General features: G+C 66.9%; 24 protein-coding genes. 14 read left to right on the forward strand and 10 right to left on the reverse strand.

The features are described from left to right. Positions 1-126: 126 nt before the first annotated feature. The 8 genes from secG to ACESL5_RS06735 form a co-directional block, all read right to left on the reverse strand. Positions 127-546 carry a preprotein translocase subunit SecG gene (secG, locus tag ACESL5_RS06700; RefSeq protein WP_372592002.1) on the reverse strand — a complete coding sequence of 140 codons (420 nt, stop codon included), beginning with the start codon at positions 544-546 and terminating at the stop codon, positions 127-129. After that, the gene (gene tpiA / locus ACESL5_RS06705; RefSeq protein WP_372592003.1) at positions 543-1313 is read right to left on the reverse strand and encodes a triose-phosphate isomerase; all 771 of its coding nucleotides are present in this window, start codon (positions 1311-1313) and stop codon (positions 543-545) included. The genes secG and tpiA overlap by 4 nt, the downstream gene beginning before the upstream one ends. 112 nt (positions 1314-1425) lie before the next feature. Continuing rightward, on the reverse strand, positions 1426-1917 hold the full coding sequence (ispF, locus tag ACESL5_RS06710; protein ID WP_372592024.1) for a 2-C-methyl-D-erythritol 2,4-cyclodiphosphate synthase: 492 nt from the start codon (positions 1915-1917) through the stop codon (positions 1426-1428). Between the two features lie 17 nt (positions 1918-1934). Next, on the reverse strand, positions 1935-2717 hold the full coding sequence (gene ispD, locus ACESL5_RS06715) for a 2-C-methyl-D-erythritol 4-phosphate cytidylyltransferase (RefSeq protein WP_372592004.1): 783 nt from the start codon (positions 2715-2717) through the stop codon (positions 1935-1937). Between the two features lie 72 nt (positions 2718-2789). Next, entirely contained in the window at positions 2790-3131 is a 342-nt protein-coding gene (locus tag ACESL5_RS06720) for an FtsB family cell division protein (protein WP_372592005.1), read from the reverse strand. A 21-nt stretch (positions 3132-3152) separates the two neighbouring features. Beyond that, positions 3153-4430 (reverse strand): phosphopyruvate hydratase, encoded by a 1278-nt coding sequence (gene eno, locus ACESL5_RS06725; protein WP_372592006.1) that lies wholly within the window; start codon positions 4428-4430, stop codon positions 3153-3155. A 114-nt stretch (positions 4431-4544) separates the two neighbouring features. Continuing rightward, entirely contained in the window at positions 4545-5393 is an 849-nt protein-coding gene (gene kdsA / locus ACESL5_RS06730) for a 3-deoxy-8-phosphooctulonate synthase (protein WP_372592025.1), read from the reverse strand. Between the two features lie 2 nt (positions 5394-5395). After that, a complete protein-coding gene (locus tag ACESL5_RS06735; protein WP_372592007.1) occupies positions 5396-7045 on the reverse strand; it encodes a CTP synthase in 1650 nt (549 codons plus the stop codon). 255 nt (positions 7046-7300) lie between these two features. Between ACESL5_RS06735 and ACESL5_RS06740 the strand changes: the two genes are divergently transcribed. The 9 genes from ACESL5_RS06740 to ACESL5_RS06780 all read left to right on the forward strand — a co-directional run bounded on the left by ACESL5_RS06740 (position 7301) and on the right by ACESL5_RS06780 (position 16400). Next, positions 7301-7744 (forward strand): MarR family winged helix-turn-helix transcriptional regulator, encoded by a 444-nt coding sequence (locus ACESL5_RS06740; RefSeq protein WP_372592008.1) that lies wholly within the window; start codon positions 7301-7303, stop codon positions 7742-7744. Between the two features lie 109 nt (positions 7745-7853). Continuing rightward, entirely contained in the window at positions 7854-8423 is a 570-nt protein-coding gene (locus tag ACESL5_RS06745) for a DUF2062 domain-containing protein (RefSeq protein ID WP_372592009.1), read from the forward strand. Positions 8424-8566: 143 nt separating this feature from the next. Next, positions 8567-12262 carry a methionine synthase gene (gene metH / locus ACESL5_RS06750; RefSeq protein ID WP_372592010.1) on the forward strand — a complete coding sequence of 1232 codons (3696 nt, stop codon included), beginning with the start codon at positions 8567-8569 and terminating at the stop codon, positions 12260-12262. A gap of 149 nt (positions 12263-12411) precedes the next feature. Continuing rightward, entirely contained in the window at positions 12412-13191 is a 780-nt protein-coding gene (gene zapD / locus ACESL5_RS06755) for a cell division protein ZapD (RefSeq protein WP_372592011.1), read from the forward strand. A gap of 56 nt (positions 13192-13247) precedes the next feature. Further along, complete coding sequence (gene minC / locus ACESL5_RS06760) at positions 13248-14048, forward strand: septum site-determining protein MinC (protein ID WP_372592012.1); 801 nt, start codon at positions 13248-13250, stop codon at positions 14046-14048. Positions 14049-14188: 140 nt separating this feature from the next. Further along, entirely contained in the window at positions 14189-15004 is an 816-nt protein-coding gene (gene minD, locus ACESL5_RS06765; protein ID WP_372592013.1) for a septum site-determining protein MinD, read from the forward strand. Between the two features lie 4 nt (positions 15005-15008). Next, positions 15009-15278: a cell division topological specificity factor MinE gene (gene minE / locus ACESL5_RS06770; protein ID WP_372592014.1), complete on the forward strand. Its 270-nt coding sequence runs from the start codon at positions 15009-15011 to the stop codon at positions 15276-15278. Positions 15279-15421: 143 nt separating this feature from the next. Beyond that, the gene (locus tag ACESL5_RS06775; RefSeq protein WP_372592015.1) at positions 15422-15955 is read left to right on the forward strand and encodes a YeeE/YedE family protein; all 534 of its coding nucleotides are present in this window, start codon (positions 15422-15424) and stop codon (positions 15953-15955) included. Positions 15956-15959: 4 nt separating this feature from the next. Then, a complete protein-coding gene (locus ACESL5_RS06780; RefSeq protein ID WP_372592016.1) occupies positions 15960-16400 on the forward strand; it encodes a DUF6691 family protein in 441 nt (146 codons plus the stop codon). A 30-nt stretch (positions 16401-16430) separates the two neighbouring features. On the opposite strand, the gene ACESL5_RS06785 is transcribed toward ACESL5_RS06780, so the two are convergent. After that, complete coding sequence (locus ACESL5_RS06785; protein ID WP_372592017.1) at positions 16431-17114, reverse strand: glutathione S-transferase family protein; 684 nt, start codon at positions 17112-17114, stop codon at positions 16431-16433. A gap of 99 nt (positions 17115-17213) precedes the next feature. Between ACESL5_RS06785 and ACESL5_RS06790 the strand changes: the two genes are divergently transcribed. From ACESL5_RS06790 to ACESL5_RS06800, 3 genes are all read left to right on the forward strand, one after another. Next, complete coding sequence (locus ACESL5_RS06790) at positions 17214-17645, forward strand: RNA-binding S4 domain-containing protein (protein ID WP_372592018.1); 432 nt, start codon at positions 17214-17216, stop codon at positions 17643-17645. A 72-nt stretch (positions 17646-17717) separates the two neighbouring features. Then, entirely contained in the window at positions 17718-18320 is a 603-nt protein-coding gene (locus tag ACESL5_RS06795; RefSeq protein WP_372592019.1) for a nitroreductase family protein, read from the forward strand. Between the two features lie 128 nt (positions 18321-18448). Next, the gene (locus tag ACESL5_RS06800; protein ID WP_372592020.1) at positions 18449-18661 is read left to right on the forward strand and encodes a hypothetical protein; all 213 of its coding nucleotides are present in this window, start codon (positions 18449-18451) and stop codon (positions 18659-18661) included. 55 nt (positions 18662-18716) lie between these two features. On the opposite strand, the gene mltF is transcribed toward ACESL5_RS06800, so the two are convergent. Continuing rightward, a complete protein-coding gene (gene mltF, locus ACESL5_RS06805; RefSeq protein WP_372592021.1) occupies positions 18717-20111 on the reverse strand; it encodes a membrane-bound lytic murein transglycosylase MltF in 1395 nt (464 codons plus the stop codon). A gap of 187 nt (positions 20112-20298) precedes the next feature. Here mltF and ACESL5_RS06810 point away from each other — a divergent pair, with 187 nt between their 5' ends. Continuing rightward, a complete protein-coding gene (locus tag ACESL5_RS06810; RefSeq protein WP_372592022.1) occupies positions 20299-21567 on the forward strand; it encodes an APC family permease in 1269 nt (422 codons plus the stop codon). A gap of 47 nt (positions 21568-21614) precedes the next feature. Beyond that, positions 21615-22154, forward strand: coding sequence for a hypothetical protein (locus ACESL5_RS06815; RefSeq protein ID WP_372592023.1), 540 nt, complete (start codon positions 21615-21617; stop codon positions 22152-22154). Positions 22155-22347 lie beyond the last annotated feature (193 nt).

Below are 22347 nucleotides of genomic sequence, written 5' to 3' on the forward strand. Positions count from 1 at the left end.
GGACTCGAACCCACACGGCTTTCGCCACTACCCCCTCAAGATAGCGTGTCTACCAGTTCCACCACGTCCGCTTTGATTGTCAACCGGATCATCGCTTGACCCGGCCGTAACGGCGATTGCCCGCCGTTACTGTCCAGGCACGTCCGACGGCGATTGGGTGTTGCCGTCTTCCTGCCCAGAGGGTGCCGCCGAGTTCGGGGATGGGACGTCGGTCGGCTTTTCTGCCGGCACGTCGGACGGGGTGCGTTCGACCTGGCCGGACTGGCTTCCGCTCTCGGAAACGGGTGCAGAATCTACCACGCTCGAGGGCTCCTGGGAAGTGTTGATTACATAGGCAAGCAACAAACTGGTGCCGAAGAAGGCCACAACCATCCAGCCGGTCACCTTCTGCAGCGTATTGGCCGGCCCTCGGGCGCCGTGAACGGTGCCCGAGGCGCCCGAACCGAAGGCCGCGCCGGCATCGGCGCCCTTGCCATGCTGGATCAGCACCAGGCCGATCAGTGCCACGCCGAGCAGCACGTGGATGATGAGTACGAGAGTCGTCATTGGTTACCTACCGTATCGGCCGCGGCGCGGCAGATGCCGAGGAAGTCCTCGGCCATGAGAGAGGCTCCGCCGATCAGGCCGCCGTCGATGTCCGGCTGACCGAAGAGCTCGGCGGCATTGCCCGGCTTGACCGAGCCACCGTACTGGATGCGCACCGACTGGGCCACCTGGGCGTCGTGCGACTCCAGTTGTCCGCGGATGAAGGCGTGGACCTGCTGGGCCTGCTCCGGGCTGGCCGTACGGCCCGTGCCGATCGCCCAGACGGGTTCGTAGGCGATGACCATGCGATCGAACGCCTTGATGCCATTACCGGCGATCACGGCGGCGAGCTGCTGTCGGACAACCGCTTCGGTCTCGTCGGCCTCGCGCTCCTCGAGCGTCTCGCCGACGCAGAGGATCGGCGTGAGGCCGGCATGCAGTGCCGCCTTGACCTTCTCGCTGACGATCTCGTCGGTCTCGCCGTACAGGGCGCGGCGCTCGGAGTGGCCCAGGATGACGTAACGCGCCCCGACGTCGCTCAGCATCGCGGGGGCGACCTCCCCGGTGAAGGCACCGGAGGACTGCTCCGAGCAGTTCTGGCCACCCACACCAAGGGCCGTGCCCTTCGCCAGCCCCACGACCTGCGGGACGTAGACGAACGGCGGGCATACGGCCACGTCGATCGCGGCGAGCGCGTTCATCTCGGAGAGCACCCCCGAGACCAGCTCCTCGTTGGCGGCTTCGGTCCCGTTGAGCTTCCAGTTTCCTACGACAATCGGTTTACGCATCCGATGGTTCCACTTTGCTTTTCCAAGAGTCTCGATCACGAGCGCCCGGATCCATTGACGGATCCGGCGCCCACGAAACGGGCGACAAGCCTACTTGCCTGCCCCCCCAAAATCAATCCGCCGAGCGTTCCGGGCATCGCCGGATCAGGGCGACGGCCTCGGCCGCGACCCCCTCCCCCCGGCCGGTGAAGCCGAGGCGCTCGGAGGTCGTGGCCTTGACGTTCACCGCCGCGGGCTCCGTGCCCAGCGCGGCGGCGATCTCCTCGCGCATGGGCTCGATCCAGGGCGCGAGCTTCGGCGCCTGGGCGATGACCGTCCCGTCGACGTTCACCACGCACCAGCCTCCCTCGGCCAGCATCGTTACCACCCGCCCGAGCAGCTTGCGACTGTCGGCCCCTTTCCAGGCCGGGTCGGTGTCCGGGAAGTGCCGACCGATGTCCCCGAGCCCCGCCGCTCCCAGCAGGGCGTCACAGATCGCGTGCAACAGCACGTCGCCGTCCGAGTGAGCGCGAAAGCCACGATCGAACGGGATGCGGCAACCGCCAATACAGAGATGGTCACCGGGCTCGAAGGCATGCACGTCGAAACCGTGGCCGATACGCATGGTGAAGGGATCGGTCATTACAGCACCCCTTGCTGCCGGAGGATCGCCTGCGCGATGGCGATGTCCTCCGGGTGGGTAATCTTGAGGTTGTCGGCGGCCGCCTCGACCAGTCGCGGGAACAGCCCCGCCTGCTCGAGTGCCGACGACTCGTCGGTGACCTCACGCTCCGCGGCGATCGCAGCCTCCAGTGCCTCGAGCACCACGCCCACCGGAAACATCTGCGGCGTCAGCGCGTGCATCAGGGCACTTCGGTCCACCGTCTCGGCCACGCGTCCGCGGGCGTCGACCCGCTTGATGGTGTCTCGGACCCGGGCGGCGAGCAGCGCGCCTTCCGGGGCCACGGCCGCCTCGACCAACCGCCGGACATCGTCCGGGCGCACGCAGGGGCGTGCCGCGTCGTGGACCATTACCCACTCGCCGAGCCCGTCGGGCATGTCATCCCCCGGGACCATCTCCGTCCAGCGCTCGCGAAACGCGGCCAGGCCGTTGCACACGCTCTCGGCGCGCGTCGCCCCGCCGGCGACCAGCCACACCGGCACCCCGCCCGTATCCAACGCCTTCACTGCATCGGCCGGGGCATCGGGCGCGGCCACGAGGACGATGCCTGCCAGTCCCGGCATCGAGATGAAGCGGGAGATCGTAAGGTCCAGCACGGAACGCCCCGCCAGGGTCATGTACTGCTTGGGCGTCTCGCTGCGCATGCGCCGACCGAAACCGGCCGCCGGAAGCAGCAGCCACCAGCGCCCGGCATCCGTCGGCGTGCGGGCTCCGGCCCTTGCCCCGGACTGCCCCGCCGTCACGGCGCCACCGTCATGTCGAGACGCGACCCCGCGAGCACGGCCGGGGCAAGCACCCGGAGCAGCCGCGACAGGTCACTCATCGGGAATGAAACGCGGCACTCGGGTGCCGTCAAGCTGGGCCGGGGTGATGGTGTCGGGACGCACGGCCTCGATAACCTGGAAGAAATGCTCGTCGGGGTAGACGAAGCCGAGGCTCAGGCGAGCCTGGCCTTCGACGGCCGCCACACCCTCGCGAAGGCTCTCGACCTCGGCGGCCAGGGTCTCGTTGCGCATCTCCAGGCGGCGCAGGTCGGCCTCCAGCGCCGCCAGCCGCTGCTCCTTGGCCTGCACGTTGCCCACGGAGGCATCGCCGAACCAGACCCGCCACTGCAGGCCGGCCAGCATCAGGACCAGGATCAGGGTCAGCCAGCGCATCCCAGCGGCCGAAGGCCCGCGTTACTGGCCGAACGCCGAACGACCCGGGAAACGGGCCCGGTCGCCAAGCCGCTCCTCGATGCGCAGCAACTGGTTGTACTTCGCGATCCGATCGGAACGCGACAGCGAGCCGGTCTTGATCTGCCCGGCGTTGGTCGCCACGGCCAGGTCCGCGATGGTGGTGTCCTCGGTCTCGCCGGAACGGTGGGAGACGACGTTGGTGTAGCCGTTCTCCTGCGCCAGGCGCATGGCCGCCAAGGTCTCGGTCAGGGTGCCGATCTGGTTGACCTTCACCAGCATGGAGTTGGCGATCTTGCGCTCGATGCCTTCGCGCAGGATCTTCTCGTTGGTCACGAACAGGTCGTCGCCGACGAGCTGGCACTTGTCGCCCAGTCGCTCGGTCAGCAGCGCCCAGCCGTCCCAGTCGTCCTCCGCCATGCCGTCCTCGATCGAGAGAATCGGGTACTTCTCGACCCACTCGGCCAGCAGGTCGACCATGCCGGCGGCGTCCAGGGTGCGGTTCTCGCCGGTCAGGACGTACTTACCGTCCTTGATGTATTCGGAACTCGCCGCGTCCAGGCCGAGGAACACGTCCTTGCCCGGGGTGTAGCCGGCCTTCTCGATCGCTTCCATGATGGCCTCGATCGCCGCCTCGTTGGACGGCAGGTCCGGGGCGAAGCCGCCCTCGTCGCCGACGGCGGTCGACAGGCCGCGAGCGGCCAGCACCTTCTTCAAGGCATGGAAGACCTCGACGCCGTAGCGCAGCGCCTCGGAGAAGCTCGGTGCACCGGCCGGGATGATCATGAACTCCTGCATGTCGATGGAGTTGTCGGCATGCTCGCCGCCGTTGATGATGTTCATCATCGGCACCGGCAGGGTCACCGCGGACTCGCCGCCGAGATAGGCGTAGAGCGGCTCGTTGCGCGCCAGTGCGCCGGCCTGCGCCGCGGCCAGGGAGACGGCGAGGATCGCGTTCGCGCCCAGGCGGGACTTGTTCTCGGTCCCGTCGAGCTCGATCATCTTGTTGTCGATGTCCGACAGCGAGTGGACGTTCATGCCGACGATGGCATCAGAGATCTCGCCATTGACGTTAGCCACGGCCTGCTTCACGCCCTTGCCGAGGAAGCGGGAGGAATCGCCGTCACGCAGCTCGATGGCCTCGCGCGCACCGGTGGAAGCACCGGATGGCACGATGGCACGCCCCATGAAACCGCCGGCAACGTGAACCTCGGCCTCGACCGTCGGGTTGCCGCGTGAATCGATTACTTCTCGTGCGTGCACTCGCTCGATGGCTGCCATGCAAAATCTCCCCTGTGTGCGAAATTCGTAAAGTCGATCGTCAGAGCCCGGCCGCCCTCGACAGGCGGGGCAGCCGGGCCGGGTTGTCCTGGCCGGGAGACCCCGGCCGCGACATCACTCGGTGATGCCGAGATAGGCGTTTTCCGGGAACCCGGACGCCTTGACCGTGCGGTCGAGCGTGGTCAACGTCAGCAGCAATTCGGTCATCTCGTCCATGGGCCAGGCGTTGGGGCCGTCGGACAACGCCACCTCCGGGTTCGGGTGCGTCTCCATGAACAGGCCGGAAACCCCGGCGGCAACGGCCGCCCGGGCCAGCACCGGCACGAACTCGCGCTGGCCGCCCGAGGCCTTGCCCTGCCCGCCGGGCTGCTGGACCGAGTGGGTGGCGTCGAAGACCACCGGCGCCCCGGTCTGGCGCATGATCGCCAGACCGCGCATGTCGGAGACGAGCGTGTTGTAACCAAAGGAGACGCCGCGCTCGCAGACCATCACCTGGTCGTTGCCCACCGCCCGAGCCTTTTCCACCACGTTGGCCATGTCCCAGGGCGCGAGGAACTGCCCCTTCTTGATGTTGACCGGCAAGCCCTGGCGCGCCACGTTCTGGATGAAGTTGGTCTGGCGACAGAGGAAGGCCGGGGTCTGCAGCACGTCGACCACGGAGGCGACTTCTTCGAGCGGCGTGTCCTCGTGGACGTCCGTGAGCACCGGCAGGCCGAACTCGCGCTTGACGTCCTCGAGGATCGCCAGGCCCTTCTCCAGCCCCGGCCCGCGGAAACTTTCAGTCGACGAGCGGTTGGCCTTGTCGAAGGAACTCTTGTAGATCAGCCGGATGCCGGCGGTTTCCGCCATTTCCTTGAGCCGACCGGCGGTCTCGCGCGCGAGTTCCGCGGACTCGATCACGCAGGGACCGGCGATCAGGAACAGCGGCTGGTCGAGTCCGACCTCGAAGTCGAGCAGTTTCATGGTCATTCGTCTTCCTGGATCTCGGATTGACCCACCCGCTGGGTATGGGCCGCATTCACGAATGCGATGAACAACGGGTGGCCATCACGCGGCGTGGAGCGGAACTCCGGGTGGAACTGGCAGGCGAAGAAGAACGGATGGTCCGGCAGTTCCACCGTCTCGACCAGTTCGTTCTCCGCCGACCAGCCGGCGAACACCATGCCCGCCGACTCCAGCGCCTTGCGATAGCCGTTGTTGAATTCGTAGCGGTGGCGATGACGCTCGCTGATTTCGTCGCTGGCATAGATACGGTGCGCCAGCGTATTCGGCGTAATCCGGCACCGCTGTGCGCCCAGGCGCATGGTGCCACCCAGGTCGGCGTCCTCGCTGCGCTCGATGCGGTTGCCCTCCTCGTCACGCCATTCGGTGATCAGCGCGATGACCGGATTCTCCGCCTCGGGGGCGAACTCGGTCGAGTGGGCGCCGGCCAGCCCGGCGACATTGCGGGCGTACTCGATCACCGCCACCTGCATGCCCAGGCAGATACCGAGATACGGCTTGCCGGTCTCGCGGGCGTAGCGCACCGCCGCGATCTTGCCCTCGACGCCGCGCGAGCCGAAGCCGCCCGGGACGAGGATCGCGTCCATGCCCTCGAGGCGCCCCACCCCGTCGCGCTCGAAGGACTCGGAGTCGAAGTAGTGGATATTCACCCGGGTGCGGGTCTGGATGCCGGCGTGCAGCAATGCCTCGTTGACACTCTTGTAGGCGTCGACCAGGTCGACGTACTTGCCCACCATCGCGATATCGACGATGCGATCCGGCTTGGTCTGGGCCTCGACCACGCGATCCCACTCCGTCAGGTCCGCCGGGCCGGCGTTGATGTGCAGTTTCCTCAGCACCGTCTCGTCGAGCTTCTGAGCGTGCAGCAGGCGCGGAATGCGGTAGATGGTGTCCGCGTCGATGGCCGAGATCACCGCGTCATGCTCGACGTTGGTGAACAGCGCGATCTTGCGGCGCTCCTCCTCGGGCAGCGCCACCTCGGCCCGGCAGACCAGCACGTCCGGCTGGATACCGATCGAGCGCAGTTCCTTGACCGAGTGCTGGGTGGGCTTGGTCTTGACCTCGCCGGCGGCCTTGATGAACGGCACCAGCGTCAGATGCATGAAGATGGCGCGGTCGCGCCCCATCTCCACACCCAGCTGGCGAATCGCCTCGAGGAACGGCAGGGACTCGATGTCACCCACCGTGCCTCCGATCTCGATCAGGGCGACATCGTAGCCCTTGCTGCCCTCCACCACGCGCCGCTTGATCTCGTCGGTGATGTGGGGGATGACCTGCACGGTGCCGCCGAGGTAGTCGCCGCGACGCTCGCGGCGGATCACGGACTCGTAGACCCGGCCGGTGGTGAAATTGTTGCGCCGCCCGACCGGGGAGCGCACGAAGCGCTCGTAGTGACCCAGGTCCAGGTCCGTCTCCGCCCCGTCATCGGTGACGAACACCTCGCCGTGCTGGAACGGACTCATGGTGCCCGGATCGACGTTGATGTAGGGATCGAGCTTCATGAGGGTCACGCGCAGACCGCGCGACTCCAGCAGAGCGCCCAGCGAGGCGGCGGTGATACCCTTGCCCAGGGACGAGACGACCCCACCGGTGACGAAGACGAATTTGGTCATTCACTAACCATTTCGAGAGGAATGTTGGCGGCAGACCCAAGGGCCCATTACAAGCGCGAAATGTTACCGCAAACCCCCTGCCCCGGCAATCTGGCCCGCCCGGAACGACAGCGGGCTACCGCCATGCGGGCCGACTGCCCTACCGCAGTCGGCAAAACCGACCCTCTGGCTGACCAACGGGTTGACGTGGCGCCGAAAGCGGCATGATGAGATCATGGTCGCGTTTCCATCCCATGACAGCGATCGAGCCCCGAGATGACGAACCCGATCCAACAGCAGGAAGACGAGATCACCCGGCTGGTGTTCGACGTTTCACGCCTGTGGCGCGTCCAGGTCAACGAGACCCTGGCCGAATTCGGCCTGACCGCCTCGGCCTGGGCGGTCATCCGCATCCTGCGCGACGAGGGCGAAGGCCGGACGCAGAAGGATCTGGCCAGCGAACTGGCCATCGAGGGCCCGACCCTGGTCAAGCTGCTCGACGGTCTGGAGAAGGGTGACTGGATCGAGCGCCGCATCTCCGAATCCGACCGCCGCGCCAAGACCATCTGGCTGTTACCCAGCGCGCACCGGCGGATCGACGCCGCCGACCGGGCGCTGGCGCACTTCCGTCACCAGGTGATCGGCGAGCTGAGCGAAACCGAGAAACGCGACTACATCGCGCTCAGCCGAAAGGTGCGCGACCTGCTAAAAAGCCTGTAGAGGTGTCACCGAAGCGGCCGGAAAGGCACCGGGCACCCGGCCCCGCGATCCGGGCCCGCCCGAGCAGCCGGCGGGCACACTCAACTGACGAAGCTCTACGAGGCCCGACATGCCACGCAAGTTCTTCCGTCGCCTGACACCCAACCGCCACCGGATCGTCTCCCAGCCGTTTCTCAAGCCGGTGGCGCAGTTCCTGGGCGATCCGAACATCTGGCATCTCAATCGCCGCTCGGTCTCCGGCGGCGTCGCCCTGGGACTGTTCCTCGCCTTCATCCCGCTGCCCGGCCAGATGCTGATGGCGGCGGCCGGGGCGATCGTGATGCGGGTGAACATCGCCCTGGCCGTCGCGATGGTCTGGGTAACCAACCCGATCACCCTGCCGCCCCTGCTCTGGATCGCCTACCAGATCGGTGCACTGCTCACCGGCGCCTCGCTCGACCCGCCCACCGGCGAGTCGGGGGCAATGAGTATCGGCTACGCCATGAGCCAGCTGCCCTACATCTGGCTGCCGCTGGGCACCGGGCTGCTGACCCTTTCCTTCATCAGCTCCCTGCTCGGCTTCGCGGTGATCCGACTTCTCTGGCGGCTGCACCTGACCCTGCACAAACGCCGCCGCCGGGCACAGCGATTCCTGCGCCTGCGCCAGTTCCAGCGCGACCAGAACCGGCACGACGACTGAGCCTCGAGGCGCACGACGGGCCGCCGGTCACTGCGTTATACTGCGCGTCCCTTGCACCCCTACATCCACGGCGGGCCGGAGACGCATTCCGGACCGACCTGCCATGACCGGCAGGACACCGAGACCAGGACGCTTTGTCGCCCATGAAATCGATTGACCAGGACCATCCCGTTTTCGACCAGCTCCGTGACCTGATGCGCGAGCGCATCCTGGTGCTCGACGGCGCGATGGGCACGATGATCCAGAACGCGAAGCTCGAGGAAGCCGACTTCCGCGGCGAGCGCTTCGCCGACTGGCCGGTGGATCTCAAGGGCAACAACGACCTGCTGGTGCTCACCCGCCCGGACGTGATCGAGGACATCCACCGCCAGTACCTCGACGCCGGTGCGGACATCATCGAGGCGAACACCTTCTCGGCCACGCGCATCGCGATGGCTGACTACCGGATGGAAGACCTCTCGCGGGAGATCAACGTCGTCGCCGCGCAGATCGCCCGCCGGGCCGCCGACGCCAAGACCGCCGAGACCCCCGACAAGCCGCGCTTCGTCGCCGGCATCCTCGGGCCGACCAACCGCACGGCCTCGATCTCCCCGGACGTCAACGACCCCGGCTACCGCAACGTCTCCTTCGACGAGCTGGTCGAGGCCTACCGCGAGTCGGCCGAAGGGTTGCTCGAGGGCGGCGTCGACATCTTCCTGATCGAGACCATCTTCGACACGCTCAACGCCAAGGCGGCGGTGTTCGCCCTCGAGGAGCTGTTCGCCGACCGCGGGAACCGCTGGCCGGTGATGATCTCCGGGACGATCACCGACGCCTCGGGGCGCACGCTCTCGGGCCAGACCACCGAGGCTTTCTACAACAGCCTGCGCCATGCCCGGCCGCTGTCGATCGGCCTGAACTGCGCGCTCGGCCCGGACCTGCTGCGCCAGTACGTCGCCGAGCTGGCGCGGATCAGCGAATACCCGGTCTCGGTGCATCCAAACGCCGGCCTGCCCAACGAACTGGGCGAGTACGAGCTCGAGGCCGACCCGATGGCCGAGTCGATCGGCGAATGGGCGAACGCGAGCCTGATCAACATCATCGGCGGCTGCTGCGGTACCACCCCGGCGCATACCGCCGAGATGGCGCGCCGCGTCGAGGGGGTCGCGCCCCGTCGCCTGCGCCACCCCGAGATCGCCTGCCGCCTGTCGGGGCTCGAGCCGTTCAACATCACCTCCGACTCGCTGTTCGTAAACGTCGGCGAGCGCACCAACGTGACCGGCTCGGCGCGCTTCCGTCGCCTGATCAAGGAAGGCGACTACGACACTGCACTGGACGTCGCCCGCCAGCAGGTGGACAACGGCGCGCAGATCATCGACGTCAACATGGACGAGGGCCTGATCGACGGCGTGGAGGCGATGCAGCGCTTTTTGAAGCTCGTCGCCGCCGAACCGGATATCTCGCGCGTGCCGATCATGATCGACTCCTCGAAGTTCGAGGTGATCGAGGCGGGCTTGAAGTGCGTGCAGGGCAAGGCGGTGGTCAACTCCATCTCGCTCAAGGAGGGCGAGGACGCCTTCCTCGAGCACGCGCGCATCGTGCAGCGCTACGGGGCGGCCGCGGTGGTGATGCTGTTCGACGAGAAGGGCCAGGCCGACAGCCTCGAGCGCCGCCGCGAGATCGCCCAGCGGGCCTACGATCTCTTGACCGGCATCGGCTTCCCGCCCGAGGACATCATCTTCGATCCCAACATCTTCGCCATCGCGACCGGGATCGAGGAGCACAACAACTACGCCGTGGACTTCATCGAGGGCACGCGCTGGATCAAGGAACACCTTCCCCACGCGCTGATCTCCGGCGGGGTATCGAACGTCTCGTTCTCCTTCCGCGGCAACGAGGCGGTGCGCGAGGCGATTCACAGCGTGTTCCTGTACCACGCCACCCGCGCGGGCATGGACATGGGCATCGTCAACGCCGGCCAGCTCACGGTGGTCGACGAGATCCCGGACGAGCTGCGCGAGGCGGTCGAGGACATCGTCCTCAACCGGCGGGACGATGCCACCGACCGCATGCTCGAGATCGCCGACCGCTACCGGGATTCCGGCGGCGAGAAGTCCAGCGGACCGGACCTGGCCTGGCGCGAATGGCCGGTGGAAAAACGCCTGGAGCACTCGCTGGTCAAGGGTATCGACGAGTACGTGGTCGAGGACACCGAGGAGGCCCGGCTGCGCGCCGAGCGCCCCCTGCACGTGATCGAGGGCCCGCTGATGGACGGCATGAACGTCGTCGGCGACCTGTTCGGTGCCGGCAAGATGTTCCTGCCGCAGGTGGTCAAGTCCGCGCGGGTGATGAAAAAGGCCGTCGCCCACCTGCTGCCGTTCATGGAGGAAGAGGCCTGCGAGGCCCAGTCGGCCGGCAAGGTGGTCATGGCCACGGTCAAGGGCGACGTCCACGACATCGGCAAGAACATCGTCGGCGTGGTACTCCAGTGCAACGGTTTCGAGATCGTCGACCTGGGCGTGATGGTGCCCGCGCAGAAGATCCTCGACACCGCTCGAGAGGAGAACGCCGACCTGATCGGCCTGTCCGGGCTGATCACCCCGTCGCTCGACGAGATGGTCAACGTCGCCGCCGAGATGAAGCGCCAGGGCTTCGACATTCCGCTGATGATCGGCGGCGCCACCACGTCCAAGCTGCACACGGGACTCAAGATCAATCCCGTCTACGACCACCCGGTCGTCCACGTGCTGGATGCCTCGCGCGCGGTGGGCGTGGCGAGCAAGCTCCTGGGCGCGAACAAGGCCGCCTTCGTCGAGGAGATCGAGGCCGAGTACGCCCGCGTCGTCGAGCGCCGCCAGGCCAACCAGAAGGAATCCAAGCGCGTCTCGATCGAGACCGCGCGCGACAACCGCCAGCGCGTCTCCTTCGAGGAATACACGCCGGTGCCGCCGAAGCAGCCGGGCGTGCACCGGCTTGAAGACTACCCGCTGGACGAACTGGTCGAGCGCATCGACTGGACGCCGTTCTTCCAGAGCTGGCAGCTGTTCGGCAAGTACCCGAAGATCCTCGACGACGAGAAGGTCGGCACCGAGGCAAGAAAGCTCTTCGACGATGCGCAGGTCATGCTCCGGCAGATCGTCGAGGAGAAGTGGCTCACCGCCAACGCCGTCTACGGCTTCTGGCCCGCCGCCTCGATCGACGACGACATCCGCGTGTTCACCGACGAGAAGCGCCAGGGCGTGCTCACCACGCTGCATCACATCCGCCAGCAGATGCCGCGACCGGCGAGCAAGCCCAACCAGTGCCTGGCCGATTTCGTCGCGCCCACCGGCACGAAGGTCAAGGACTGGATCGGCGGGTTCGCGGTGACCACCGGCATCGGCATCGAGGAGCACGTCAAGCGCTTCGAGGAGGCGAACGACGACTACCACGCCATCCTGCTCCAGTCGCTGGCCGACCGGCTGGCCGAGGCCTTCGCCGAGCGGCTGCACGAGCGGGTGCGCAAGGAATTCTGGGGCTATGCCGCCGACGAGACGCTCTCCAACGACGAGCTGATCGCCGAGAAGTACCAGGGCATCCGCCCGGCGCCCGGCTACCCGGCCTGCCCGGATCACACGGAAAAGGGCCTGCTCTGGGAACTTCTGGACCCGGAACAAGTCGGAATCACCTTGACCGACTCGTATGCCATGTACCCGGGGGCGGCGGTGTCCGGCTGGTACTTCGCCCACCCCGAGGCGCGCTACTTCGGCGTCGGCCGCATCGGGCAGGACCAGGTCGAGGACTACGCCCGGCGCAAGGGCTGGACGCGTGCCGAGGCCGAACGGTGGCTGGGGCCGATCCTGGGGTACGAGCCGGACTGAGACACGGGATTGCCTCCGGCAGCACGGACTGTTGTGTTATCGCGCCGCCGGATCGAGAATGACGGACAGGGCTCCCGCCGGTGCGGGCCTGCCGGGTCATCCCGGTGTTCCCGCCCCGGCGGGCCACAATCGAACCACATCGGCATCCAATGGATCGGAACGCACCCCTGAAAATCTTCGAGCAACCGCTGAACGAGCGTATCCGGGCCTGTCTGCGACTGGACCACCTCTTCGCGCGGATCGACCACCACCTCGAGAGCGCGTCGCGCAACGATGCGCTCTGCACGGTTCTGCTGCTGCTCGAGGCGGCCGACGTGCTCTCGCGCATCGATATCAAGCGCGAACTGATCAAGGAGCTCGAGCGCCAGCAGGGCCGGCTGATGAACGTCGGCAACGCACCGGGCGTCGACCGCGAGAAGCTCGACGCCCTGCTCGAGCAGCAGAACGACCTGATCCGGGCCCTGCACGGCTACCATGCCCAGCCCGGCGCCCATCTCAAGAGCCACGAGTTGCTCAATGCCGTGCGCCAGCGGGCCTCGATCCCCGGCGCACTGTGCGAGTTCGACATCCCCGGCCTGCACTACTGGCTGGGCCTCCCCGCGGAGCAGCGCCGCGAGGATATCGACGCCTGGCTCGCCCCCTTCGCCGACATCCGCGCGGCCAACGAGCTGGTCATCAGCCTGATTCGCAACAGCGTCGACACCATGTCCGTTACCGCCGACGAAGGCTTTCTCCAGCAGAGCATCGAGAGCGCCACGCCCTACCAGCTGCTGCGGGTGATGGTCGATAACGATGCCGATCTCTATCCCGAGATCAGCGCGGGCAAGCACCGTTTCACGGTTCGCTTCATGACCCTCGACCGGCAGACCGGCCACCCCCGTCAGGTCAACGAGGACATCGAGTTCCGGCTGGCGCTGTGCCGACTCTGACCGACGACACGCCGAGAGACACCACACAACGTTCAGGACGACCCCCAGGCCACGACATGACGTTCTCCCCAAAAAAAGCGGGCAAGGGTGCCGCCCCGGCCCTCGAGATCGACCGGAAACCGCTGGACGTGATCCACGTCCGCCTGTTCGAGACACACCTGCTCAAGCTGACCCGCAGCCTCAGCGAGCGCTTCGGCAATCCCGGCGTCACCGACGATCGCTCCCCCTGCGTGATCGATCTCGCGGCGATCGAGGACAGCGGCAAGTGGATCGACTTCCCGGCCCTGGTCAGCCTGCTGCGCAACTACCGCCTCGAGCCGGTCGGCGTGGTCCACGGCAACGAGCAGCAGAAGACACAGGCGCGCGGCGCCGAGCTGCCGGTCTTCGAACCCTCGACTGTCGCCCCGGAGCGTCCCCCGAGTGCCGAGCCGCCACCGGCGGAAGAACCGCCCGCGGCGGCACCCGAAACCGACGAACCGCAAGAAACCGCCCCGACAGCCGAGAACCACGCCCCGAGCGAGCCGATTGGTCCGATGGTGCTGCGTCACCCGGTGCGCTCGGGCACCGAGCTTTACGCCCACGGGCAGGACATGGTGGTCATGAACACCGTCGGTGCCGGCGCGCGCGTGGTGGCCGACGGATCGATCTACATCCACGGCACGCTCAAGGGCACGGCTGCCGCCGGGGCCGGTGGCCTGGCCTCGGCTCGCATCTTCTGCGAACAGTTCGAGCCGGAAATCATCGCCATTTGCGGGACCTTTCTCGACGGCGAGCAGCTCGCCCGTCATCCCGCCTGGGGCAAGCGGGTCGTGGTCGAACTCGAGGGTGGCCAGCTGGTGGTCCACACGTTCGACTGATCACGCAGCGCATCGGTAGGATAACCGGTGGCTTTATGGCAAAGTTCGGGCAGGTCGAGAACGCTGTCGACACCCGTTTCGGCGACGTTCGGGACACCCGAACGACCGTCAATCTTCATCGCGATTAGGGAGTGGAATCCGTGTCCAAGATCCTGGTGGTAACCTCCGGCAAGGGCGGCGTTGGCAAGACGACGACCAGCGCTGCCATTTCGAGCGGCCTGGCCATGGCCGGCAAGAAGACCGTGGTCATCGATTTCGACGTCGGCCTGCGCAACCTCGACCTGATCATGGGGGTCGAGCGACGCGTCGTCTACGACCTGGTCAACGTGATCCAGGGCGAGGCGGCTCTCAACCAGGCGCTGATCCGGCACAAGGAAGTGGACAACCTCTACGTCCTGCCCGCCTCCCAGACGAAGGACAAGGACGCCCTGACCGAGGAAGGCGTCGGCAAGGTGCTCGACGAACTCCGGGAAGAGGGCTTCGACTACGTGGTCTGCGACTCCCCGGCCGGGATCGAGCGTGGCGCGCAACTCGCGATGTACTACGCCGACGAGGCGATCGTGGTCTCGAACCCCGAGATCTCGTCGGTACGGGATTCCGACCGCATGCTGGGCATCCTGGCGAGCAAGTCGCGCCGCGCGAAGGACGGCGAGACCGCCATCAAGGAATACCTGCTGATCACCCGCTACGCACCGGATCGCGTCGGCACCGGCGAGATGCTTTCGGTCGAGGACATGCTGGAGATCCTGGCCGTGCCGCTGCTGGGCGTGGTCCCCGAGTCCAACGCCGTGCTGCAGGCATCGAACGCCGGCCGACCGGTGATCCTTGACGACAACACCGACGCCGGCCAGGCCTACGCCGATGCCGTCGCGCGCCTGCTGGGCGAAGAACGCCCCATGCGCTTCATCGAGACCGAGAAGAAATCCTTCCTGGGTCGCCTGTTCAGCCGGAGCTAAGCCAATGGGACTGCTGGATATCTTTCGTACACGCTCGCAGGAGCCCTCGGCCAAGGTGGCCAAGGAGCGCCTGCAGATCCTGATCGCGCACGAGCGCGCCCAGGGTCAGAACGCCGCCCCGCACTACCTGCCGGAAATGCAGAAGGAGATCCTCGAGGTGATCCGCAAGTACGTGGACGTGGCGGACGACGCGGTCAAGTTCGAGGTGGAGCACAACGAACAGTTCGAACTCTTCGAGCTCAATATCACCCTCCCCGAGAAGGGCGAACACTAGGCCCGCTCCGGCGACTGATCGCCCCCCCGGCAGGCCGCCCCGCGCCCTCGTCCCTCACGCGGCACGAGGCCAGGTAATGGGCCTAGAAAAACATGTGTTAGCTCGGATACGTCATCCTCGTTATGGTTTCCGTTCCCGAATGGATGAACGGTGAAATCACGGCGATGCTCGACACACTGACCAGTCTGCTTTCCTCTCTTCAGTCCCCGCTGTGGCCGGCCGCCCTGGTCGGCATCATGATCGGCCTGCTGGCCTTTGCCCAGCGCTGGACCACGGACCAGCCACTTTCCTGCTCGACGGGCTTTGCCCAGATCGCCGGCCTGTTCGCCCGGGGCGGGCGCCAGGCCGATTGGCGACTCGTCTTCCTGGTCGGCATCGTGCTCGGCGGAGTGCTGGCCGGGCTGACCGACGGTGAGCCGGGCTGGCAGGGCACGCCGGCCGAATTCGGCGCGTTCTACACCGCCCTGGTGCCCGATTCGAGCCTGGGTTCGGCCGCCTGGTGGCTCGCCGGTGGTCTGCTCATCGGACTCGGCGCCCGCCTTGCCGGCGGCTGCACCTCGGGGCACACCATCGCCGGCGTGGCCATGTTCGCCCCGGCCAGCCTGACCGCCTCGGCCATCTTCTTCGCCGTCGCGGTGATCACCGCCCAGCTCGCCGCCTGGCTTCTGGGGGTGTGACGAGATGACCGGCTACCGAAACAACCTCCTTTTCCTGCTCTTCGGCATCGGCTTCGGTTTCCTGCTCAGCCGCGCGGGCGCGACCAGCCCCGACCTGATCAGCGGGCTGCTGCTGTTCGACGACCTGCGTCTGCTGTGGGTGATCGCCTCGGCGGTGGCCGTCGGCGCCCTGCTGAGCGCGCTGGCCTGGCGGTTCGGTTGGCGAGCGCGGAACACGGGCAAACCCATATCGATCCGGCACAAGCCCTTCAAGCGCGGGCTGATCGTCGGTGCCGTGCTGTTCGGCATCGGGTGGGCGGTCACGGGCGTCTGCCCGGGTACGGCGCTGGCCATGCTCGGCGAGGGCAAGTGGTTTGCCGCCTGGGTGGGTGCCGGCATCGTGCTCGGTGCCGGGCTGGGCTCCGCGCTCAACCGGCGACTGACCGGGTCCTCCGACGGCGGCTGATCCCGTCGTCGACCGGTTCTCTTCGCCCCCTCAACCCGGCTCGCCGGACTCCCCGGTGAGATACTGCTGGGCGTACCAGCCGTTCTGCTTGCGCAGCGCTTCCGGGAACAGGGTCTCGAAATCCTCGGGCAGCGAGCGCTGGACAACCGACTCGGAAGCCAGGCGTTCACCCCATCGGGTCGTCGCCGGGTAGTCGCTCCAGTCGAGCAGGGTCTGCGGCAACTGGAACAGGCGCTGGAACAGCGGCGCGAACGAGGTATCGACCAGTGACAGGCTGCTGCCGGAGAAGTACGGCATCGGCGGATAGTTGGCCAGATGCCGCTCGATGTGACGGAAGAGACGGTCGAGCTCGTTGCGCTTGGATTCGCTGGCTTCCTGCGTCGGCGCCGTGATGGCCCCGTACATGGCAAAGATGGCCGCCGAACCCATCTCGATCCAGGCCCGCTGCTGAGCGCGCTCGAGCGTGTTGGAGGACAGCATCCTCTCGCCGAAGGACTCGTCGAGGAATTCGTTGATCACCGCCGACTCGAACAGCACCGTGTCGTCGACCTTCAGCACCGGCACCTTGCCCAGCGGCGAGATGTCCCGGAACCACTCCGGGGGATCGTCGAGCTGGATGAAGGTCGTGTCGAACGGGACCTCCTTGTGCAGCAGGGTGATCACGGAGCGCTGAACGAAGGGACAGAGCTTGAAGCTGATCAGTTCGAGTTGCATGATGCCTCCAGATGAAATGGGTCGCGCATCGCCCGATGCCGGGCTCGCCACGCGTCCCCCGAGCTTAACGCACCTGTGCCGGAACCTCAGCCCGATCCCGTGAAAAAACGCTCTTCTCCCTCGCCCGATCGCAACCGCCCTGACAATGGCAGTGACAGCCAGAGGCTGGACACCTGGTTATGGGCCGCGCGGTTCTTCAAGACCCGGCAACTGGCCGCCGCGGCCATCGACGGCGGCAAGATCGAACTCGACGGCCAGCCGGTCGGCAAGCGTGGCAAGGCCGTCCGGGTCGGTGACCGAATTGCCATCGGCAAGGGCGGCATGCGTTTCGTGGTGGACGTTCAGGCTCTCAACCCCAGGCGCGGGCCGGCCAGCGAGGCGGAACGCATGTACCGGGAAACCCCCGAAAGCATAGAGAAGCGCCGGCTCGTGGCCGAGCAGCGTCGTGCCGAGCGAGAACTCAACCCCCACCACAAGCCGGCAAAGCAGGCCCGCGCCCTCCTCCGCGCCTTGCGCGGGAAATCCTTCTGATCGCCGTTCGGCGTCATTGGCCCTTACCGCCTACACTCCCGGTTTGGATTCATCCAACCGGGAGGTAACCGCATGCAAGTCTCCGAGGCCATCGAGAGCCGCCGTGCCGTCAAGGCATTCGACCCCGATCATCGCCTGAGCGAGTCGGAACAGAACCGGCTGATCGAACTGGCGATGAGGTCCCCGACGGCCTTCAACCTGCAACACTGGCGTTTCGTCGTGGTCAGGGATCCCCAGCGTCGCCGACAGATCCGCGACGTGGCCTGGGACCAGGCACAGGTAACCGATGCCTCGATGCTGGTGATCCTTTGCGGTCGTCGTGACGTCTGGAAGCGCGACGCCGCGCGCGTCTGGAAGGATGCCCCGGCCGAGGTGAGGGAGATGATGGCCGGTGCGATCGATGCCTACTACCGCGATCTTCCCCAGGTCGAGCGAGACGAGGTCATGCGCAGTTGCGGCATCGCCGGACAGACCTTGATGCTCGCTGCACGCGAGATGGGACTGGACTCCTGCCCGATGGACGGCTTCGATTACGAAGCGGTCGGCCGGCTGATCAACCTGCCCGACGATCACCTGATCAGCTTCATGGTCGCCATCGGCAAGAAGGCCAAGGACGTCTGGCCCCGCCCGGGGCAACTGTCCCGTGACGAGGTCATGCGGGTCGACGGATTCTGAACTTGTCACCCGTTGATGCCTCCAACGCCACCGCGGTTGTGTTGAACCGCCTTGCGGCGGACGCCGCATCGACACTCGAAACCGAGAACCAATCGCCGGCCACGCCGGCACGATAGGGAGAGAACACGATGAATGCACGCAATGCACTGATCGCACTGATGATGGCACTGGGCCTGACCGTTGCCGGCTGCGCCGACGAACAGGGCCCGGCCGAAGAAGCCGGCGAGCAGATCGACCAATCCATGGAAGAAGCCGGTGACACCATGGAAGAAGCCACCGACGAGATCGGCGGTCAAGCCGAGGAAGCGGGCGACGAGGTCGAGGAAGAAACCGACTACTGATCCCACCCGTCCGTCATCCGACAGCCCCGCGGGACGCGTGTCCCCGGGGCTTTTTTCATGGCAGCGCCTCGAGCACCCCGCCGATCGGCCCCGACTCCGGGTCGAATTCCCCGGCGATCACGTCCCGGTAGTTGCGGATGCGCTGGACGTACTGGACCGGCTCGTAGCCGCGGGCGTAGCCGTACTTCGTCTGAGGGTAGTAGCGCTTGTCGGCCTTGAGCGGCAGCACCTCGCGCATGTCCGCCCAGGAATCGGGATCCTTGCCGAGCGCCCGGGCAAGTTCCCTCGCATCGAGCACGTGGGCGCGGCCGATGTTGTAGCTGGCCAGCGCGAGGTAGGTCCGGTCCGGCTCGGGAATATCGTCCGGAAGCCGCTCGTGGCGATCGGCCAGGTAGCGCGCCCCGCCCTCGATGGACTCGGCCGGATCGAGCCGGTTCTCCACGCCCAGCGATCGCGCGGTCGACTGCGTGAGCATCATCAGGCCACGTACACCAGTCGGCGACGTCGCCTCCGGGTCCCAGTGCGATTCCTGGTAGGCCATGGCCGCCAGCAGATCGGCGGGCATGCCCGTCACACGGGCAGCGCGCTCAAACTCGGCCCGAAACCGCGGCAGGCGCTCGTCCAGCCGCCGGTTGAGCGCTCGCCAGTCGACGAAATCGAACTCACCGAGATGGGCGTAGTAACGATCCCGCATGCGCTCGACGGCCTGCTCGCCGTCCTCACTCTGGCGCCAGGCTCGCGTGGTCGCGGCGAGTCCATCCTGGCCCTGCACCACGTACCAGCCGGTCTGCTGCCTCGCCCCAAGGTCCATGGCCACGTCCAGGTGCGGCCAGTGCCGCCGCACGATCCGCACGATGTTCGAGTCCGCCACCGTGCAGTCGAGTTCGCGCAGTGCCACCCGGGTCAGCAGGACCTCGGTATTCTGTACCGGATCTTCCCGGAAGCGGATTTCGGGATCCGAAGCCGCCAGGTCCCACAGCAGCCCCGCATAGCTCGAGTCGGCGGTGACCCGTAGGTCGACGCGCGCCAGCTCGGCCGGTGAGCGCGGCAGGGGGCGATCCTCGCGATGGCAGACCACCTGCGGAACGACACGGGTGTGGGCCAGTCCCGGATCGAGGTTCGCGTCACGTTCCGGCAGGTGGGTCAGCCCGGCCGCGGCGAGATGGGCCTCGCCGTCCTCCAGCGCACCGATCACCTCGGCGGTCGATTCGAACACGCGCCAGTGCACCGTCCAGCCCTGCCCTTGGGCAAAGGCCGTGACGAGATCGTGCTCGGGCCCGGTCGGCTGCCCTTCCCGATCGAGGTACCAGGTGGTCCCGGCGTTACGGGTGGCCACGACGAGCACACCGGTCTCGTCGGGGGACTCGATCACGGGCCCCGAGTCACGCTCACAGCCAGTGGAAACGAGTGTCATCGAGGCAAGAAGTAGGGGAAGAATGAATCTGCGCATGGGCTCGCCGGTTCGTAAATTCATGGGCAGCTTAACCCAAGGACGGGTCGGGCAACCGTGATCACTTGGCCACCCCGGGTTCTGTTCGACGGGGTTCCGGCAACGGGTTACCCTTCAGCCAGGGAGGGAATACGCCTCCCCGCCCCCGGCAACACCGATCATCTGGGACAGGACGCACCGCTCGGACATGTCAGATCAGGAACCCACACCAGCCGGCCTGCCCGCGCCCCGTCAGCCTGTTCTCCGCCGGGAGGTAGGCCCGGTCCTGCTGACGCTCTACGGTCTGGGCACCATCCTCGGGGCCGGCATCTACGTGGTCATTGGCGAGGTCGCCGGGGCGGCCGGGCTGCTCACGCCATTCGCATTCGTGCTCGCCGCACTGGTCGCCTCGATCACGGCACTGTCCTTCAGTGAGCTGACCGCGCGCATTCCGGAGGCCGGCGGACCGATCGACTACTCCCGGCAGGCGTTCGGGCGCCCCTGGCTGTCGTCTGCCGTCGGCTGGGCACTCGCAGTCACCGGCATGGTCTCGGGGGCCACGATCCTCACCGGCTTCGAGCGCTATGCCTCGCTGTTCATCGACGTTCCCGCCTGGGTGACCATCGTCACCGTCACCCTGGCCCTCGGCGGGATCGCGGTGGCGGGCATGCGCGAGAGCGCCTGGTTCATGGCGATCACCACCCTGCTTGGCATGGGCGGGCTCGTTTACGTGGTCTGGCTGGCCGCCCCGGACATGGCGGACGCCCCGGTCACGCTCGCCGCCACGCTCAGCGGCTTCGAGACCGGAATGCTCGCGGGGCTGTTCCTCGGCGCCTTCCTCGCCTTCTATTCCTTTATCGGCTTCGAGGACATGGCGAACCTCGCCGAGGAGGTGCACGACGTCAAGCGCAACCTGCCGCGAGCGATCATCGCCGCGGTGCTGATCTCGCTGGTCGTGTACGGCTCGGTGGCGCTGGCCGCCACCAGCGTGCTGTCACCCGACGAGCTGGCCCTCGCCCATGCCCCGCTGGTCGCCGTGGTCGAGGCCAAGGGACACCCCGGCGTGCCGCTGGGGCTGATCAGCCTGTTCATCATCGTCAACGGCGCACTCGGACAGATCATCATGGCCACGCGACTGATCATGGACATGGGCCGTGACCGCGCCGGCGCACCCGCCATCCTCGGACGCGTCAACCCGATCACCCACACGCCGGTCATCGCCACCGTGGCCGTCACGACGGTAGTGCTGCTGCTCACCCTGTTCCTGCCACTCAAGACGCTGGCGAACGTCACCAGCGCGATCATGCTGGCGATCTTCGTCGTCGTGAACGCCTCGCTGATCGTGCTCAAGTGCCGTGGCCAACCCGAGGATGTGCCGAACGTGCCCCGCTGGATCCCGTGGCTGGGACTGCTGCTGTCTGCCGGCGCCCTGGTCACCCAGGCGGTATTCATGGCGACCGGCGGCCAGGGAGCCTAGACTCCAACCAGGCATCACCTGCCTGCACCCCGCAGGACGTCACCCACATGAAATCCCTCCTGACGCTCGCCCTGCTCACCTCCGCCCTACTTCTTGGCGGATGCGCGCACGTCTCGCGTGTCGATGCCGGCCCCCTGACCGCGTTCGGCGAGCCGCTCGAGCAGCCGGACCAGTACCTGTACTACCTGGTGCGCATCGACAACCGGGGCCGGCCACCGGACGCCCTCCCCCCGCTCGCCATCCGCTTCCCGGACGCAGACCGACCCATCGGGCTCGATGCGCTTACCCCGAGCGTCACAGCGCGCTATCTGCCGGCCTTCGTGCCGCCACCGCAATGGCCGGCCACGTGGAAGGAAAAGGCAAGCCGGCAAACGGCGTTCGAGGGAGGAGGGATCTACGTGGGATTCGAGGCGCAGGGGCCGGGCTTCATCGCCCTGTGCTCGCATTGCCACGGTGGCCGGCACTCGCCGGTCCTTTGCACGGCGGACGGTTCGGTCTGCCACCAGCTGCCGGTCACGTACGAGGGGCTGGTCGAGTTGATCGGGCCACCCGACCGGGTCCAGAAGGTGCGCGAGGTGACGTACTGACCTCTCGCCGGACCCGTTCTAGCCCCGACCGAGGTGAATGTCGCGGAAGAACAGGACGCGGTCGAGTTCGGCCTCGTCCAGCCGCAGGCCATGGTCGGCGGCCAGCCGGGAGGCCGCCTCCTCGCGCGTAGCCGGTGCCGGCTCCATGTCGAGCAGGAACTGGCCGGCGTCCTCGACCAGCGCCCAGGGGTAG

The organism is Guyparkeria sp. (assembly GCF_041687595.1).
In the GTDB taxonomy this organism is placed as follows: Bacteria; Pseudomonadota; Gammaproteobacteria; order Halothiobacillales; family Halothiobacillaceae; genus Guyparkeria.

Excerpts from the sequence above, each read along its gene's own strand:
- secG (WP_372592002.1), bottom strand. The coding sequence starts at position 546 with ATGACGACTCTCGTACTCATCATCCACGTGCTGCTCGGCGTGGCACTG.
- tpiA (WP_372592003.1), bottom strand. The coding sequence starts at position 1,313 with ATGCGTAAACCGATTGTCGTAGGAAACTGGAAGCTCAACGGGACCGAA.
- ispF (WP_372592024.1), bottom strand. The coding sequence starts at position 1,917 with ATGCGTATCGGCCACGGTTTCGACGTGCATGCCTTCGAGCCCGGTGAC.
- ACESL5_RS06720 (WP_372592005.1), bottom strand. The coding sequence starts at position 3,131 with ATGCGCTGGCTGACCCTGATCCTGGTCCTGATGCTGGCCGGCCTGCAG.
- eno (WP_372592006.1), bottom strand. The coding sequence starts at position 4,430 with ATGGCAGCCATCGAGCGAGTGCACGCACGAGAAGTAATCGATTCACGC.
- kdsA (WP_372592025.1), bottom strand. The coding sequence starts at position 5,393 with ATGAAACTGCTCGACTTCGAGGTCGGACTCGACCAGCCGCTGTTCCTG.
- ACESL5_RS06735 (WP_372592007.1), bottom strand. The coding sequence starts at position 7,045 with ATGACCAAATTCGTCTTCGTCACCGGTGGGGTCGTCTCGTCCCTGGGC.
- ACESL5_RS06740 (WP_372592008.1), top strand. The coding sequence starts at position 7,301 with ATGACGAACCCGATCCAACAGCAGGAAGACGAGATCACCCGGCTGGTG.
- ACESL5_RS06745 (WP_372592009.1), top strand. The coding sequence starts at position 7,854 with ATGCCACGCAAGTTCTTCCGTCGCCTGACACCCAACCGCCACCGGATC.
- metH (WP_372592010.1), top strand. The coding sequence starts at position 8,567 with ATGAAATCGATTGACCAGGACCATCCCGTTTTCGACCAGCTCCGTGAC.
- zapD (WP_372592011.1), top strand. The coding sequence starts at position 12,412 with ATGGATCGGAACGCACCCCTGAAAATCTTCGAGCAACCGCTGAACGAG.
- minC (WP_372592012.1), top strand. The coding sequence starts at position 13,248 with ATGACGTTCTCCCCAAAAAAAGCGGGCAAGGGTGCCGCCCCGGCCCTC.
- minE (WP_372592014.1), top strand. The coding sequence starts at position 15,009 with ATGGGACTGCTGGATATCTTTCGTACACGCTCGCAGGAGCCCTCGGCC.
- ACESL5_RS06775 (WP_372592015.1), top strand. The coding sequence starts at position 15,422 with ATGAACGGTGAAATCACGGCGATGCTCGACACACTGACCAGTCTGCTT.
- ACESL5_RS06780 (WP_372592016.1), top strand. The coding sequence starts at position 15,960 with ATGACCGGCTACCGAAACAACCTCCTTTTCCTGCTCTTCGGCATCGGC.
- ACESL5_RS06785 (WP_372592017.1), bottom strand. The coding sequence starts at position 17,114 with ATGCAACTCGAACTGATCAGCTTCAAGCTCTGTCCCTTCGTTCAGCGC.
- ACESL5_RS06795 (WP_372592019.1), top strand. The coding sequence starts at position 17,718 with ATGCAAGTCTCCGAGGCCATCGAGAGCCGCCGTGCCGTCAAGGCATTC.
- ACESL5_RS06800 (WP_372592020.1), top strand. The coding sequence starts at position 18,449 with ATGAATGCACGCAATGCACTGATCGCACTGATGATGGCACTGGGCCTG.
- mltF (WP_372592021.1), bottom strand. The coding sequence starts at position 20,111 with ATGCGCAGATTCATTCTTCCCCTACTTCTTGCCTCGATGACACTCGTT.
- ACESL5_RS06810 (WP_372592022.1), top strand. The coding sequence starts at position 20,299 with ATGTCAGATCAGGAACCCACACCAGCCGGCCTGCCCGCGCCCCGTCAG.
- ACESL5_RS06815 (WP_372592023.1), top strand. The coding sequence starts at position 21,615 with ATGAAATCCCTCCTGACGCTCGCCCTGCTCACCTCCGCCCTACTTCTT.